We start from the raw sequence: 12502 nt of genomic DNA on the forward strand, positions 1-12502 counted from the left end.
AATTTTATTCGCTTATGCTCTAAAATTTAGACAATCATGGCAAAACAATCCGTTATAGCCAGAGCATTAAAACCACCAAAGTATAAGTCGCGAGTTGTGCGGCGCTGTTTTCGGTGTGGTAGAAAACGGGGCTATATCCGGGACTTTGATCTCTGCCGTATTTGTTTTAGGGAGCTGGCCAACCGAGGCGAGATACCGGGGATAAAAAAGTCATCGTGGTAAATCAGTTTAAGGTTTGGAGTTATAAGTTAAAGTTCGTAGTTATAAGTTTACGTTAAACCTTAACAAAAAACTTAAAACTAAAACTTAAAACTTTCAACTTAGAACTGGAGTATGGATCCAATATCTGACATGTTTATAAGGATTAAAAACGCTAGCCGCGCGGGACACGAGACCGTGCTTCTTCCGTATTCTAAATTTAAACATGAGCTTGCGAAGGTGCTGGAGAAGTCGGGTTTTGTTAAAGCGGTTGAGCGAAAAGGCAAGCGGGTGCGAAAATCTCTGGAAGTTGTGCTGAAGTATGAAAATGATGAGCCGGCCATCCATGAGATTAAACTTATTTCCAAGGCCAGCCGCAGGGTTTATGCGCCCTACCGTAAATTGGGCAGACAACGCCATGGCGGTATTATTATTGTTTCGACGCCTAAGGGAGTCATGATGAGTTCAGAAGCAAAGAAACAAAAGGTCGGCGGAGAGTTTATTGCGGAGGTGTGGTAAAAATGTCACGCATTGGTAAAAAACCAATACCTGTTCCGGTCGGCGTTGCGGTTTCACTTGATGGGTCCAACTTAGTAGTTAAGGGTCCCAAGGGCGAGCTTACACGACTCCTGCATCCGGATATTGCTATTGAGATAAAGGAAGGAGAAATTTCTGTTACCACACGCCGTCAGACCAAAAAAACGCCGGCCCTCTGGGGACTTTTCAGGTCGCTAATCGCCAATATGATAGTTGGGGTAACGGCAGGGTATGAAAAAAAACTTGAATTTGAAGGGGTTGGGTATCGCGCAAATTTGGAAGGCGACACGTTGATCATGCAGCTTGGTTTTTCTCACCCTGCTCGTCTGGAAGCTCCTTCCGGGATAAAATTTTCTGTTGAGAAAAACTCCATTACAATATTGGGTATAGACAAGGAATTGGTAGGCGAGACTGCGGCTCGTTTAAGGTCACTTAAACCAGTTGAACCATATAAAGGCAAGGGCATACGCTACAAGGGCGAAATTGTTCGTCGCAAGGCAGGCAAAAAAGCCGTGGCTGCGGCATAAATAAATGAAAACAAGAAAAGACAAAAGAACACAGCGCCATCGTAGAGTACGCGCAAGAATTAAGGGAACAGACGAGCGTCCGCGCCTTTCTGCATTCAAGTCAAACAGACATCTTATGCTTCAGCTTATTGACGATATTGTCGGTAAAACGTTGGTAGCCGCCAACGATACCGAAGTGTCCATAAAAAAGACAAAAGGTTCACTATTGGTACGTGCGGGAAAAGTCGGGGAGTTATTGGCCAAAAGAGCCCTGGAAAAGAAAATAAAACAGGCGGTTTTTGACCGAGGTGGTTATAAATACCATGGTATAGTCAAGGCAGCGTCCGATGGGGCGCGTAAGGGCGGACTTACTTTTTAACTATGATCAAACGCGAACGAAAATCTGGTCAGGATTTTGGACGTGAAAGATCTGAATTTGATCAGACTGTTTTGGACGTCCGCAGAACGGCGCGGGTAGTGGCCGGGGGAAGACGTTTTACTTTTCGCGCCACGGTGGTGATTGGCAATCGTAATGGAAAAGTTGGGTTGGGTATTGGTAAGGGGGCTGATGTTGCTTCAGCCGTGGAAAAGGCAGTATATCAGGCAAAGAAAAATGTAATAATAGTTCCTCTGACCAGCTCCTACTCAATTCCTCACGAAGTTTCAGCGAAATTCTCTTCGGCCCGCATTATTTTAAAGCCGTCGCGTGAGGGCAGGGGACTTGTGGCTGGCGGTCCGGTGCGAACCATTGCTGGTCTTGTGGGTATAAAAAATCTTACGTCAAAAATTATTTCCCGTACTGTTAATAAACTTAATAATGCGGGTGCGACTATGGAGGCTTTAAAAAAACTGAAACAGCCGTCTAAAAATAATCGTTATGCAACTGCATCAGTTGAGGCCGCAAAATAAAATAAGGCGTTCTCGAAGAATAGGGCGCGGCGGAAAACGCGGCACTTATTCGGGTCGCGGTATTAAGGGTCAGCGCGCCCGGGCCGGCGCCAAAATTAGGCCGGCCGAGCGCGAAATTTTGAAAAAAATCCCGAAACTCCGCGGCTATAAATTTAAGTCTTGGCGCAAAAGACCAGTTGTAGTAAATCTCGCGGCGATTAATGAAAAATTTAAGTCGGGCGACACCGTATCGCCGGAAAGTTTGTTAAAAGCCGGACTTGTGAGTAGAATAAAAGGAAGGATTCCTCCGGTCAAAATTTTAGGCAAGGGAGAACTAAAAAAGAAAATTATTTTTAAGGACGTAAATTTCTCCAAGACGGCAAAATCCAAGCTCTAATAACTATGCTGAAAAAACTGGCCCTGCTTTTCACCATTCCCGACCTGCGCAAAAAGGTATTTTTTATTTTTGCAATACTCGTGGTTTTTCGTATTGCGGCGGCAATCCCCGTGCCGGGTGTTGATCCGGTGCGTCTTAAAGCGTTTCTTGGCGGCAACCAGTTTTTTGGTCTTTTAAATATTTTTTCCGGAGGAGTGCTTGATAACTTGTCTATTGTTATGTTGGGTGTCGGGCCCTACATAACCGCAACGATCATCATGCAGCTTTTGACTATGATCGTGCCGCGCCTCAAAGAAATGTATCAGGAGGAGGGTGAGGCGGGGAGGACACGTTTTAACCAATACTCCCGTCTGCTTACTGTACCTTTAGCCTTGCTTCAGTCTTACGGGCTTCTCGTGCTTTTAATCCGTCAGCAGGTTATTCCTTCCCCCACAATTTTTGGTTATCTCTCCAACATGATTATTGCTACTGCCGGTACCATGTTTTTGATGTGGTTGGGCGAGCTGATAACGGAAAAAAATATCGGCAACGGCGTCTCCCTGATTATTTTTGCGGGTATTGTTTCGCGTCTCCCTTTTTCTATTCAGCAGGAGCTGTTTACCTTTACTCCAGACCGAGTCCCTACCTATTTTGCTTTTGCGGCGGTGGCGCTCATTGTTATTGCCGGCGTTATTATTATTTCCGAAGGACAGCGCAACGTGCCGGTCTCTTACGCTAAACGCATCCGCGGGATGCGCATGTATGGAGGGGTTTCCACCCACCTGCCCCTGCGAGTAAATCAGGCGGGGGTTATTCCTATTATTTTTGCGATTTCCATAATTCTTTTTCCGGGACTTATAGGAAGTTTTCTTGCCGGCGTGCCCAACCAGTTTGTTCAGGAGGCTTCTCGTTTTCTGATTCAGATTTTTAATAATCGCTGGTTTTACGGTATAATTTACTTTTTGCTTGTTTTTATCTTTACTTATTTTTATACCGCAGTTACTTTTGATCCCAAGGCCATTTCCGAAAATATTCAAAAGCAGGGCGGGTTTGTTTTGGGTATAAGGCCGGGCAGGCCCACGGCGGAGTTTCTCTACAACATCTTGAACCGTATCACTCTTGCCGGGGGACTTTTTTTGGGAGCAGTGGCCGTGCTTCCGCTTCTGGTACAGGGCGTTTTTGGAATACGCGCCCTGACCTTGGGAGGCACCGCGCTTTTAATAGTTGTGTCTGTGGTTCTTGAAACCGTAAAGCAGATTAACGCCCAGTTAGTTATGCGAGAATATGAAAACATATAACCCGATGCGAGTTTCTTGGTAATTCGGTCATCTCTTGACTGTTTTGGTAGCGTAAAGAAATATAAGAAACGTCATGAAAAATACGCAATTAAAAAATAAATTAGCTACGGTGATTCTGGGCCGTTCTGGTTCTGGAAAAGGGACGCAGGCCAAGTTTATTGTGCAGCGTCTAAAAAAATACGGAGTGCGGCATTTAGAGACAGGGGAACTTTTGCGGTCTATCGTTAAAACTGACAACCTTACTACACAGATAATCCGGCAGGTTATGAAAACCGGCGGTTTGGTCCCCGGTTGGGTAGCAGCATTTGCGTGGCTGCGCGAATTGATTGTATATGGACACGCAAACAAGCATTTGGTTTTTGACGGTGCCCCGCGAAGAATTTGGGAAGCAGAGCTTCTGGACGAGGTAATGCGTTGGCACGGTCGGTCCATGCCCTATTGTCTTTACATTGATGTTGGTGCAAGAGAGGCCACGCGTCGGCTTCTGGCTCGTGGCCGGAGTGACGACACGCCGTCGGCGGTTCGTAATCGTATGAAGTTTTTTCAGGACCACGTTCTTACCGTACTTAAATACTACAAGCGTCAAGGACGCCTAATACATATTAACGGAGAACAGTCCGTTAAGGCGATTTGGCGTGAGATTGATCGTACTTTGGCAAGAAAACTAGGAAGGAGGTGGCCGAGAAGATGATTACAATAAAAACTTCAGAAGAAATAAAAACTTTGCGTGAGGGCGGCCGGAGGCTCGCAGAAATTCTTCAAAGGGTTGTTGCGAATGTAAAACAAGGCATCTCGACTTTTGAACTTGATAGGCTCGCCGAGAGCCTTATTTTAGCTTCCGGTGGCGCACCCGCGTTTAAGGGCTATCGCATCAAAGAGACCCGCAAATCTTATCCCTGCAGTCTTTGTACTTCGGTTAATGACGAAGTAGTTCATGCGATTCCAAGCCAAGACAGGTTTTTAAAAGCCGGAGACATTATCGGATTAGATATCGGTATGCGGTGGGGTGGTTTATTTACAGATATGGCCGTGACCGTTGGTATTGGCAAAATTTCTCAAGAAGCAGAGCGTTTGATCCGCATTACTAAAGAGTCTCTCGGGGTTGGAATACGGGCCGTACGGCCGGGAGCGCGGACCGGAGACGTTGGTTATGCGGTTGAGCAGCACCTAAAAAAAAATAAACTCGGAGTTATTCGTGATCTTGCAGGGCATGGCGTTGGATATGCAGTTCACGAAGAGCCGTTGATACCCAATTACGGTAAACCCGGCATCGGACCAGAACTTAAAGAGGGTATGGTGCTTGCCATAGAACCCATGGCTACGCTTGGGGACTGGCGGGTAGTGTTGGCTGACGATGAATGGACATTTAAAACTATGGACGGAAGTTTAGCCGCGCATTTTGAACATACTGTGATGGTGACGAGTGGGGGAGTAGAGGTCTTGACTAAAAATAGTGGTCCATGCTAGAATAGTTACGGGCCGGAAGAGGAGTGTATAGCCATGTCCGGTGTGGGTGGGTTGGATTCGAGTAGAACAAGAATTTGCGAGAGCATCGGTGTGTTTACGGGAGCAACGCTTTTTGGTTATTTCTGGGGTCTATGGTTAGTCGGCTTTCTTTTTGGGTTTTTGTTTGTAGTACATTATTTTGTTGGAAGTGTTCTTTTGCGCGCTAAGAGCAGGTTTATACAGGAGGTCGGTAGTGCCATCGCGCTTTTCTTCCTAATTCTTCCCAACGTATCTATTTTCTTGGGTTATGGGCTAAATTTAGGCCAGCAAATCTCTTTCCTGTTGAGTCTTATGCTGGGGAGCATAGTTTTTGGGGTAACAGGCTGGTTGGTGGGGAAAGCAATAGACTGTAAGAAACAAGAAAGAGAAGCCAAAAAGAGACTTGATCTGTTGATCGGGCGTAATAAAAACGAGTAGAGGCGACCATTGGTCGCTCTTTTTTTTACTCCAACTCCGCCGCTCTCTAGTTTTCTAATGTCTTTCGGAATTTTAGTAAAATATTTTGGATATGCATTTGCGTAGAAATGCACGGGGCAGGTATACTATAGGTATGCGCCACCTTGGTATAGATTATGGGGAAAAAAGAATCGGAATCGCGGTGTCTGACCCGAACGGCCAGATTGCCTTTCCACGCAAGGTGTTTTTTAATCGGGGGAATCCCCGCTTGTTGTCGGAGCTCGTCACTCTTATTGAAGAGGAAAAAGTCTCAAAAGTTATTGTTGGGCTGCCCGTAAGTCTTGACGGGAGGGAAACGGGACAAACCAAAGTTGTACGAGAATTTGCCGAAAGTTTGGAAAAAGAAGTAGCCATACCCGTAGAATTTGAAAACGAAATGCTTACTACCCGCATGGCGGAGCAGGCCGGAATTAAAAAAGAACATACGGACGAGGCCGCAGCGGCCCTTATTTTGCAGGCGTATTTAGATAGAATAAACAAATAATGTATTTATCTTGGATCATTCCTGCTTATAACGAAGAGAAGCGGATTGAAAAAACACTGCGCGAGGTGGATTCTTATTTGCAATCTAAAGGTTTTGCTGGCGGATATGAAATAATCGTGGTTAATGCCGCTTCTCGCGACCGAACAGCTCAAATTGTAAACGGTTTGAGGCAGACAGTTCCCAATCTCCAGCTTTTTGACGTTGATAACCGCGGTAAGGGCTGGGCCGTTAAACAGGGGATGCTCACGGCCCAAGGCGACCTTAGACTTTTTTCGGACGCCGACAACTCTACTGCACCAAACTATTTTGACAAAATGGAGCCGTTCCTCCGTCAGGGCTATGATGTGGTGATTTCTTCCCGAAATTCCAAAGACGTTGTCGGCGCCTCGCGTGACGTTAAAGAGCCGTGGTATCGTGAGATTCTCGGCCTCCTGGGTAATTTAATGATCCAAGTATTTGGAGTGTGGGGCATTTGGGATACGCAAAATGGTTTTAAGGCTTGTAATGCTGGAGCCGCCAAGGAAATTTTTTCGCGCACGCTGATGTACGGATTTTCTTTTGATATTGAGATGCTGGCTTTAGCCAAACGTCTGAAGTATAAGATCGGCATTATCCCTGTGCGCTGGAGATTTGAGACGGAGAGTAAGGTGACGTTGGCCTCCTACTTAAAAGTATTTTTTGACGTATTTAGGATCCGTTGGAATTTAGTTATCAATAAGTATCACTTATGAGAAATATATCGGAACTTCGTCAGGATATTGCATCTCAAGACTGGGTAGTGATTGCTACTGGACGTGCCAAACGTCCGCATGAATTTTTGAAACAAAAACGGGCGCCTTTTGTTCAGCCGCGTAGCCTCTGTCCCTTTGAGAAGCTTCACTCCGATGCTCTGTCGGTTTATTCCAAAGATGGCGAACGGGGAAAAGAAAATTGGTGGGTGGAAGTAATCCCCAACAAATATCCGGCTTTTGGTAAGGGTCTATGCGCTGTTTTTCGTAAAGTGGGACCCTATCAACGGACCGACGGCGTGGGGTTCCACGAGGTAGTAATTACACGGGGGCACGAACGGTCTCTTGCCCAGATGTCTGACGAAGAAGCTGAACTTATGGTGCGCGCCTATCAGGACCGCTATCTTGCCCTTAAGGATGAGGAATGTGTTGAGTACATATCTATATTTCATAATCACGGCCTTCTGGCCGGGGCTACCCTTTCTCATCCTCATTCCCAGATAATTGCTATACCGGTTATACCCGGCGACGTTGAAAGAAGTTTAAGCGGATCAACCCGATACTTTCATACGCATAAGACCTGTTTGGGTTGTGTTGTTATACGCTACGAACTCAAGGCCAGGGACAGGATTATTTATGAAAATAACGACTACGTGGTTATCGCGCCCTACGCCTCCAAAACGGCTTTTGAAATACGAATTTCCCCCAAACGCCACAACCCCCATTTTGAAGTGATGACATCCCAAGAGCGTTTTGGTTTTGCCAACGCCCTGCGAGTGGTTTTGAAGAAGCTACATAAAGGACTGAGAAATCCTGACTATAATTTTTTTCTACACACCGCGCCTACGGGGGATTCCAAAGAATTTCGCCACTACCACTGGCATCTTGAGATTTTGCCCAAAACCGCGATCTGGGCGGGATTTGAAATAGGAACGGGCATTGAAATATCAACCATTACCCCTGAAACGGCGGCCCAGTTTCTCAAAAAGATAAAAGTATGAGCAAAAAAGTTATTATTGCCAACTGGAAAGTCAACCCTCCATCCGTAAAAGAGGCGGTTTTGCTTGCGCAAAAAACTGAACGAGAAATTTCTAAATCTCGAAATGTTGAGGTAATCATAGCGCCGCCTTTCCCGTTTCTCGCCGCAGTCGGGGGGGTCCTAAAAAAGTCAAAGTTGGGCGCACAGGACGCATTTTGGACAGATGGTCCTTATACCGGAGAGGTTTCTCCGACACAGCTTAAAAATATTGGCGCAAAGTATATCATTTTAGGCCACTCGGAACGAAAAATACATTTAGGCGAGACCGATAGCCTAATTAACAAAAAAGTTCACGCAGTATTGGAAAGCGGCTTGGGGGCTATTCTCTGTGTGGGTGAGCGGGAAAGAGTTGGTAGTGAAATTCCCCAGATTGTCGGGGAACAGCTTAAAAACGCCCTTAAGAACACAAAGACCGGTTTAGTAAAAAATTTGGTTGTTGTCTACGAGCCAATTTGGGCCATAAGTACTATGCCGGGCGCAAAATCCGACACCCCGGATAGTGCCTTTCGTGCCTTGCTGTATATACGCCGTGTTCTCTCTGAACTTTATGGACGCAGGACGGCGGATACGATCCGTATTCTTTATGGCGGTTCGGTTAATTCCGCTAACGCAGGAGGATTTATACACGAAGGGAAAATGCAGGGGGCGCTGGTTGGCGGAGCCAGTTTAAAGCCTAAAGAGTTTGCCTTGATAGTTCGTGAGGTTAGTCGTTAGAGCGATACAATTTTACTGCCCGTAACCAATGGGCAATGGCCTTTTTTAATGGAAGAATCTTACGAAGATAGTTAAGCTCCACAAGAATTTTTATAATCCATCCAATAAATCCGGACAGACGGAGGATAACCAGGTCCGCCACGGCATATTTTTTTCCAACGGTCAGAACAAATGGATATTTTCGTGAGGGCCGGAAGGCGGTTTTTTTTCGTCCGGATATTTCACGTATGATATTCCGGACGGCAACTTTCGCTTCCGCCTCGGCTACAGGCACGTTCCAGATAAGCAGTTTACCGGTAGCTGGGTTGATAAACCCGGCGTTATCTCCTATCGCAAACACACGCGGTTCTACCTCAAGGTATTGATTTACGGCAAGCGTTTCTTTGGGCGTGAGAGGAAGCCCGAGTGTTTTAAAAAGTGAGAGCCCGGTTACGCCACCGGTCCAGATAAAAATATCGTATGCTAACCGCGTATTGTCTTTGCCAGTAATCTCTTGGGAGGTAACGTTGGCAACAGTAAAGTTAGTTTTTGTTTCAATGCCAAGTTTAGCGAGCCTCTTTCTGACGAGACCAATGGACCAATTGTCAAATCCCGGCATAATTTCGGGTGAAGCCTCCACCACCAGAAGTCTTACTTGGCAGAGGGCGTGATTTTTAACCAGTTTTTTTTGCAGGCTGCAGATAAAATTTGAAAGTTCAGCTATAACCTCAATACCCGTTGAACCGGCGCCGCCAACAACGATAGTGATGGGGCGATTTTGTTCAAGCAGGGCCTCAATTTTATTGCGGATACGCAATGCGTCCCGAAAACCCTTCAGCGGATAGGAGTTTTCTTTAAGACCGGGAATGTTGAAGTAGTTGGTTTCGGACCCGAGCGCCACGAGCAAATATTCAAAAGGCACTGCCCCCGCGTTTTTGACAACAACGGCCCGCCGTATCTTATCCAAACCGATGATTTCTCCCTGTATAAATTTTATCTCCCGGCCGTAGATTATGTCCTCTACAGGTATCACAATGGCGGATTTTAGTTTAAAGCCGTGCGCTTCCTCTTTGGGGATTGCGGAAATCTCATAAAGCGCGGGGGTGAAAAGGTGATAGTAGTTTTTGTCTACTAGAACTACTTCATATTCCTGATATTTTTTGATGAGACGGGCTAGTTTTAGCGCGGCAGTTATTCCCCCGAATCCTGCCCCCAAAATAACTATTTTTTGTTTGTTATTTACCATTAGTGACATTATACCAAAGTTAGATTAGAATGAAAAAATGTGGTATAGCAACGCAGAACAGTTTAAGGGTTTAAACGGATACGTAATAAACGGTGTTTGGTATCCGCGTGTAACCAAAATTTTAGACGTTAAAGCCAAACCCGCCTTGGATAATTTCTTGCGTGAGATGGAAAACTACGCCTCCGCCGAGGATGTTAAGAACAGATCTGCTGCCGAGGGGTCGTTGGTGCATGATATCATTGAGAAACTGATGGTGGGCAGTATAGTAGAGGTGCCTCCTGAAATAAAGCCGGCTGTAGAGACATTTCAGCGCTTTAACGAAGAAAGAAAGATTGTTTTCCAACCGGATTTTGTGGAACGTCAAATTTTATCATTGCAACATCGTTATGCGGGTACGGTGGACGCCTTGGCCCTTGTTGACGGTAAGTTTGGTGTTTTGGACATAAAAACCTCCACGGGGTTTTATCCGGAGTACAATCTTCAGACCGCCGCTTACGTCTCGGCGCTTCAAGAGTTTGAAGTAAAGCGAAATTTCATGCTGCCTCGCGATATTGAGACACGCTGGATTTTAAGAATTAACCAGCACCGTATTTGCAACAGATGCGGCGCAACACTCCGTGAAAAAGGGGGCAGGAGCAAGGTACGGAATGGCAAAAACAGAAGCGGTTCCTGTCCAGACGAAAATCACGAGTGGGGATCCATGGTGGGAGATGTGGAGCTTCGGGAATTCCCTTATTTTTATAAGGACATTAAGGCTTTTATGGCGGCCAAAATTCTCTGGGAGTGGGAAAATGATTATTGGCTTAGACAAATTAAGTATATATAAGTCAATGGAAAAATTTATCGTTTATACTGATGGGGGAGCGAGGGGAAATCCGGGGCCAGCCGCTATTGGCGCAGTTATTAAGGATTCTTCCGGCCGGACGCTCAAGAGTTACGGCGAGGCGATTGGAAAAGCAACTAATAACGAGGCCGAGTACCGGGCGGTTATTTTTGCTCTGCAAAAAATAAAGGCCCTTATTGGTAAAGAGGGCACCAAAAAACTCACGGTTGAAGTAAATATGGATAGTGAGCTGGTGGCGCGCCAACTGGGCGGCGAATACAAGATAGAGGAGGAACGACTTTTTCCGCACTTCATCAAGGTATGGAATCTTAAAATTGATTTTGGGAAAATCATTTTTCGTCATGTTCCTCGGGAGAAAAATAAAGAAGCGGACCGATTGGTAAATGAAGCTCTAGACAGGCGACAGAGGCCACTTTTATAGCAAAACCCACTCATTGTTAACACATTATTCGATCAAACAGTATGTTAACAAATGCCCAAAACAGATATGACGTTAAAACCGAACTTTACTGAAAAAATACTGGAATTTCTGCAAGAACGGGCGGAAATTTCTGTAGACATGCTTAAAGCGATGTTTTTATCACCGCGTGAACTCTCGCGGGATACCAGACGGTTTTTGACTTATGGACCCCGGCCCTTTAAAACGAGCTGGGCTGAACAGTATCGTAAACACAGAGTTTATGCAGCTACTCTGAGCAGGCTTAAACGACAAGGTTTAGTGACAAAGAAGAGGCAAAATGGCAGCAGCATGTGGCGTATCACAAAGAAAGGGAGTACTAGGCTAGAAAAGATTAAAAAGAGACACAAAAATCCACTCTCACTTACCACGGCCCATTTTAAACCGGCCCGTGAACGTTGTTGGGTGATTATAACTTATGATATTCCCGAAAAAGAGAAGGCAAAACGAGGGTGGCTACGGGGTTGCTTAAAATCGCTTCAATTCTCTTTTCTCCAGAAAAGTGTGTGGATAGGAAACAGAATGATCCCAGAAGATTTTATCAAGGCCCTCAAAGAGCGCAACATACTTTCCGGCGTGCATATTTTTCTAATAAAGAAGGGCGGCACGATTGAACAGCTTCCTTCATAGATATTGTTAACACTACGTTCGATCGAACGTAGTGTTAACATGGGGCTGGACAAAAGATAATAGGGTTTGCTATAATACTATTGGTTCTTTCCACTGGGTGATCGCGCCGCTTAATATATTGAGTGGTGAGGAAAGTCCGAGCACCATCCCGCTTTCAGTGGGATAGAGATAGCGGCTAACAGCCGCCATGACCGGGAAACCAAGCACTCAACTTTCAGAGTTGAGTGCTCGGCCGAGCACTAAAATTTCATTTTAGTGCTTTGGGTGTCACAGAAACCATACCGCCGATCGTCACCATCTTTGGTCTAAAGCCAAAGGCGATGAAGGAGGCAAGGGTGAAAAGAGTGAGGTAAAAGCTCACAGCGCGCGTTGGCAACAATGCGCGGTGAAAAACTCCTATCCGGTGCAAGAGGATACCGTATTGTACGGTAACACTCGCTTGACCCCAAGAGTAATCAAGGGGCTAGATAGATGATCACCGCTTGCGCAATCCCCGACGACTAATTACTAATTTCCAATTTTGGGAGTTCTAAGTTAGAAATTGGCAGTTGCGTTAGCAACAGAACTCGGCTTATAGGTGGAAGGAACAAAACAAAATAACTCGCACTGCGAGTTA

18 protein-coding genes and 1 other RNA gene are annotated in these 12502 nt (G+C 45.7%); 18 read left to right on the plus strand and 1 reads right to left on the minus strand.

The features are described 5' to 3' along the window. The first annotated feature begins 36 nt into the window (after nucleotides 1-36). The 14 genes from HYW89_03470 to tpiA all read left to right on the plus strand — a co-directional run bounded on the left by HYW89_03470 (nucleotide 37) and on the right by tpiA (nucleotide 8730). Complete coding sequence (locus HYW89_03470) at nucleotides 37-222, plus strand: type Z 30S ribosomal protein S14 (GenBank protein ID QQG45035.1); 186 nt, start codon at nucleotides 37-39, stop codon at nucleotides 220-222. A 111-nt stretch (nucleotides 223-333) separates the two neighbouring features. After that, a complete protein-coding gene (gene rpsH / locus HYW89_03475) occupies nucleotides 334-717 on the plus strand; it encodes a 30S ribosomal protein S8 (protein ID QQG45036.1) in 384 nt (127 codons plus the stop codon). Nucleotides 718-719: 2 nt separating this feature from the next. Further along, a complete protein-coding gene (gene rplF / locus HYW89_03480; protein QQG45037.1) occupies nucleotides 720-1262 on the plus strand; it encodes a 50S ribosomal protein L6 in 543 nt (180 codons plus the stop codon). A gap of 4 nt (nucleotides 1263-1266) precedes the next feature. After that, a complete protein-coding gene (locus tag HYW89_03485; GenBank protein QQG45038.1) occupies nucleotides 1267-1620 on the plus strand; it encodes a 50S ribosomal protein L18 in 354 nt (117 codons plus the stop codon). A 2-nt stretch (nucleotides 1621-1622) separates the two neighbouring features. After that, nucleotides 1623-2150 (plus strand): 30S ribosomal protein S5, encoded by a 528-nt coding sequence (locus HYW89_03490; protein ID QQG45039.1) that lies wholly within the window; start codon nucleotides 1623-1625, stop codon nucleotides 2148-2150. Continuing rightward, nucleotides 2119-2526 (plus strand): uL15 family ribosomal protein, encoded by a 408-nt coding sequence (locus HYW89_03495; GenBank protein QQG45040.1) that lies wholly within the window; start codon nucleotides 2119-2121, stop codon nucleotides 2524-2526. The genes HYW89_03490 and HYW89_03495 overlap by 32 nt, the downstream gene beginning before the upstream one ends. A 5-nt stretch (nucleotides 2527-2531) precedes the next feature. Then, the gene (gene secY, locus HYW89_03500) at nucleotides 2532-3803 is read left to right on the plus strand and encodes a preprotein translocase subunit SecY (GenBank protein ID QQG45041.1); all 1272 of its coding nucleotides are present in this window, start codon (nucleotides 2532-2534) and stop codon (nucleotides 3801-3803) included. A 73-nt stretch (nucleotides 3804-3876) separates the two neighbouring features. After that, nucleotides 3877-4494 carry a nucleoside monophosphate kinase gene (locus tag HYW89_03505; protein QQG45042.1) on the plus strand — a complete coding sequence of 206 codons (618 nt, stop codon included), beginning with the start codon at nucleotides 3877-3879 and terminating at the stop codon, nucleotides 4492-4494. Further along, on the plus strand, nucleotides 4491-5270 hold the full coding sequence (gene map, locus HYW89_03510; protein QQG45043.1) for a type I methionyl aminopeptidase: 780 nt from the start codon (nucleotides 4491-4493) through the stop codon (nucleotides 5268-5270). The genes HYW89_03505 and map overlap by 4 nt, the downstream gene beginning before the upstream one ends. Nucleotides 5271-5303: 33 nt before the next feature. After that, the gene (locus HYW89_03515; GenBank protein ID QQG45044.1) at nucleotides 5304-5726 is read left to right on the plus strand and encodes a hypothetical protein; all 423 of its coding nucleotides are present in this window, start codon (nucleotides 5304-5306) and stop codon (nucleotides 5724-5726) included. Between the two features lie 133 nt (nucleotides 5727-5859). Further along, a complete protein-coding gene (gene ruvX / locus HYW89_03520) occupies nucleotides 5860-6249 on the plus strand; it encodes a Holliday junction resolvase RuvX (GenBank protein ID QQG45045.1) in 390 nt (129 codons plus the stop codon). Next, the gene (locus HYW89_03525) at nucleotides 6249-6980 is read left to right on the plus strand and encodes a glycosyltransferase (GenBank protein QQG45046.1); all 732 of its coding nucleotides are present in this window, start codon (nucleotides 6249-6251) and stop codon (nucleotides 6978-6980) included. The genes ruvX and HYW89_03525 overlap by 1 nt, the downstream gene beginning before the upstream one ends. Continuing rightward, nucleotides 6977-7978 carry a DUF4921 family protein gene (locus tag HYW89_03530; protein ID QQG45047.1) on the plus strand — a complete coding sequence of 334 codons (1002 nt, stop codon included), beginning with the start codon at nucleotides 6977-6979 and terminating at the stop codon, nucleotides 7976-7978. Before HYW89_03525 ends, HYW89_03530 begins: the two co-directional genes overlap by 4 nt. After that, on the plus strand, nucleotides 7975-8730 hold the full coding sequence (gene tpiA, locus HYW89_03535) for a triose-phosphate isomerase (protein QQG45048.1): 756 nt from the start codon (nucleotides 7975-7977) through the stop codon (nucleotides 8728-8730). The genes HYW89_03530 and tpiA overlap by 4 nt, the downstream gene beginning before the upstream one ends. On the opposite strand, the gene HYW89_03540 is transcribed toward tpiA, so the two are convergent. Continuing rightward, nucleotides 8720-9955, minus strand: a complete 1236-nt coding sequence (locus HYW89_03540) for an NAD(P)/FAD-dependent oxidoreductase (GenBank protein QQG45049.1) — start codon at nucleotides 9953-9955, stop codon at nucleotides 8720-8722. The genes tpiA and HYW89_03540 overlap by 11 nt on opposite strands. Nucleotides 9956-9992: 37 nt before the next feature. Between HYW89_03540 and HYW89_03545 the strand changes: the two genes are divergently transcribed. The 4 genes from HYW89_03545 to rnpB all read left to right on the plus strand — a co-directional run bounded on the left by HYW89_03545 (nucleotide 9993) and on the right by rnpB (nucleotide 12476). Then, nucleotides 9993-10781, plus strand: coding sequence for a hypothetical protein (locus tag HYW89_03545; GenBank protein QQG45050.1), 789 nt, complete (start codon nucleotides 9993-9995; stop codon nucleotides 10779-10781). Next, on the plus strand, nucleotides 10747-11220 hold the full coding sequence (locus HYW89_03550) for a ribonuclease HI family protein (protein QQG45051.1): 474 nt from the start codon (nucleotides 10747-10749) through the stop codon (nucleotides 11218-11220). Before HYW89_03545 ends, HYW89_03550 begins: the two co-directional genes overlap by 35 nt. Before the next feature lie 51 nt (nucleotides 11221-11271). Continuing rightward, nucleotides 11272-11886: a hypothetical protein gene (locus tag HYW89_03555; protein QQG45052.1), complete on the plus strand. Its 615-nt coding sequence runs from the start codon at nucleotides 11272-11274 to the stop codon at nucleotides 11884-11886. Nucleotides 11887-11971: 85 nt separating this feature from the next. After that, an RNA gene (gene rnpB / locus HYW89_03560) (RNase P RNA component class A) lies at nucleotides 11972-12476 on the plus strand. Nucleotides 12477-12502: the final 26 nt, after the last annotated feature.

The organism is Candidatus Sungiibacteriota bacterium (assembly GCA_016432465.1).
Lineage (GTDB): Bacteria > Patescibacteriota > Minisyncoccia > Sungbacterales > HO2-52-23.

Excerpts from the sequence above, each read along its gene's own strand:
- ruvX (QQG45045.1), top strand. The coding sequence starts at position 5,860 with ATGCGCCACCTTGGTATAGATTATGGGGAAAAAAGAATCGGAATCGCG.
- HYW89_03505 (QQG45042.1), top strand. The coding sequence starts at position 3,877 with ATGAAAAATACGCAATTAAAAAATAAATTAGCTACGGTGATTCTGGGC.
- HYW89_03545 (QQG45050.1), top strand. The coding sequence starts at position 9,993 with ATGTGGTATAGCAACGCAGAACAGTTTAAGGGTTTAAACGGATACGTA.
- HYW89_03490 (QQG45039.1), top strand. The coding sequence starts at position 1,623 with ATGATCAAACGCGAACGAAAATCTGGTCAGGATTTTGGACGTGAAAGA.
- HYW89_03515 (QQG45044.1), top strand. The coding sequence starts at position 5,304 with ATGTCCGGTGTGGGTGGGTTGGATTCGAGTAGAACAAGAATTTGCGAG.
- HYW89_03540 (QQG45049.1), bottom strand. The coding sequence starts at position 9,955 with ATGGTAAATAACAAACAAAAAATAGTTATTTTGGGGGCAGGATTCGGG.
- secY (QQG45041.1), top strand. The coding sequence starts at position 2,532 with ATGCTGAAAAAACTGGCCCTGCTTTTCACCATTCCCGACCTGCGCAAA.
- rpsH (QQG45036.1), top strand. The coding sequence starts at position 334 with ATGGATCCAATATCTGACATGTTTATAAGGATTAAAAACGCTAGCCGC.
- map (QQG45043.1), top strand. The coding sequence starts at position 4,491 with ATGATTACAATAAAAACTTCAGAAGAAATAAAAACTTTGCGTGAGGGC.
- HYW89_03530 (QQG45047.1), top strand. The coding sequence starts at position 6,977 with ATGAGAAATATATCGGAACTTCGTCAGGATATTGCATCTCAAGACTGG.
- tpiA (QQG45048.1), top strand. The coding sequence starts at position 7,975 with ATGAGCAAAAAAGTTATTATTGCCAACTGGAAAGTCAACCCTCCATCC.
- HYW89_03470 (QQG45035.1), top strand. The coding sequence starts at position 37 with ATGGCAAAACAATCCGTTATAGCCAGAGCATTAAAACCACCAAAGTAT.
- rplF (QQG45037.1), top strand. The coding sequence starts at position 720 with ATGTCACGCATTGGTAAAAAACCAATACCTGTTCCGGTCGGCGTTGCG.
- HYW89_03525 (QQG45046.1), top strand. The coding sequence starts at position 6,249 with ATGTATTTATCTTGGATCATTCCTGCTTATAACGAAGAGAAGCGGATT.
- HYW89_03550 (QQG45051.1), top strand. The coding sequence starts at position 10,747 with ATGATTATTGGCTTAGACAAATTAAGTATATATAAGTCAATGGAAAAA.
- HYW89_03555 (QQG45052.1), top strand. The coding sequence starts at position 11,272 with ATGCCCAAAACAGATATGACGTTAAAACCGAACTTTACTGAAAAAATA.
- HYW89_03495 (QQG45040.1), top strand. The coding sequence starts at position 2,119 with ATGCAACTGCATCAGTTGAGGCCGCAAAATAAAATAAGGCGTTCTCGA.
- HYW89_03485 (QQG45038.1), top strand. The coding sequence starts at position 1,267 with ATGAAAACAAGAAAAGACAAAAGAACACAGCGCCATCGTAGAGTACGC.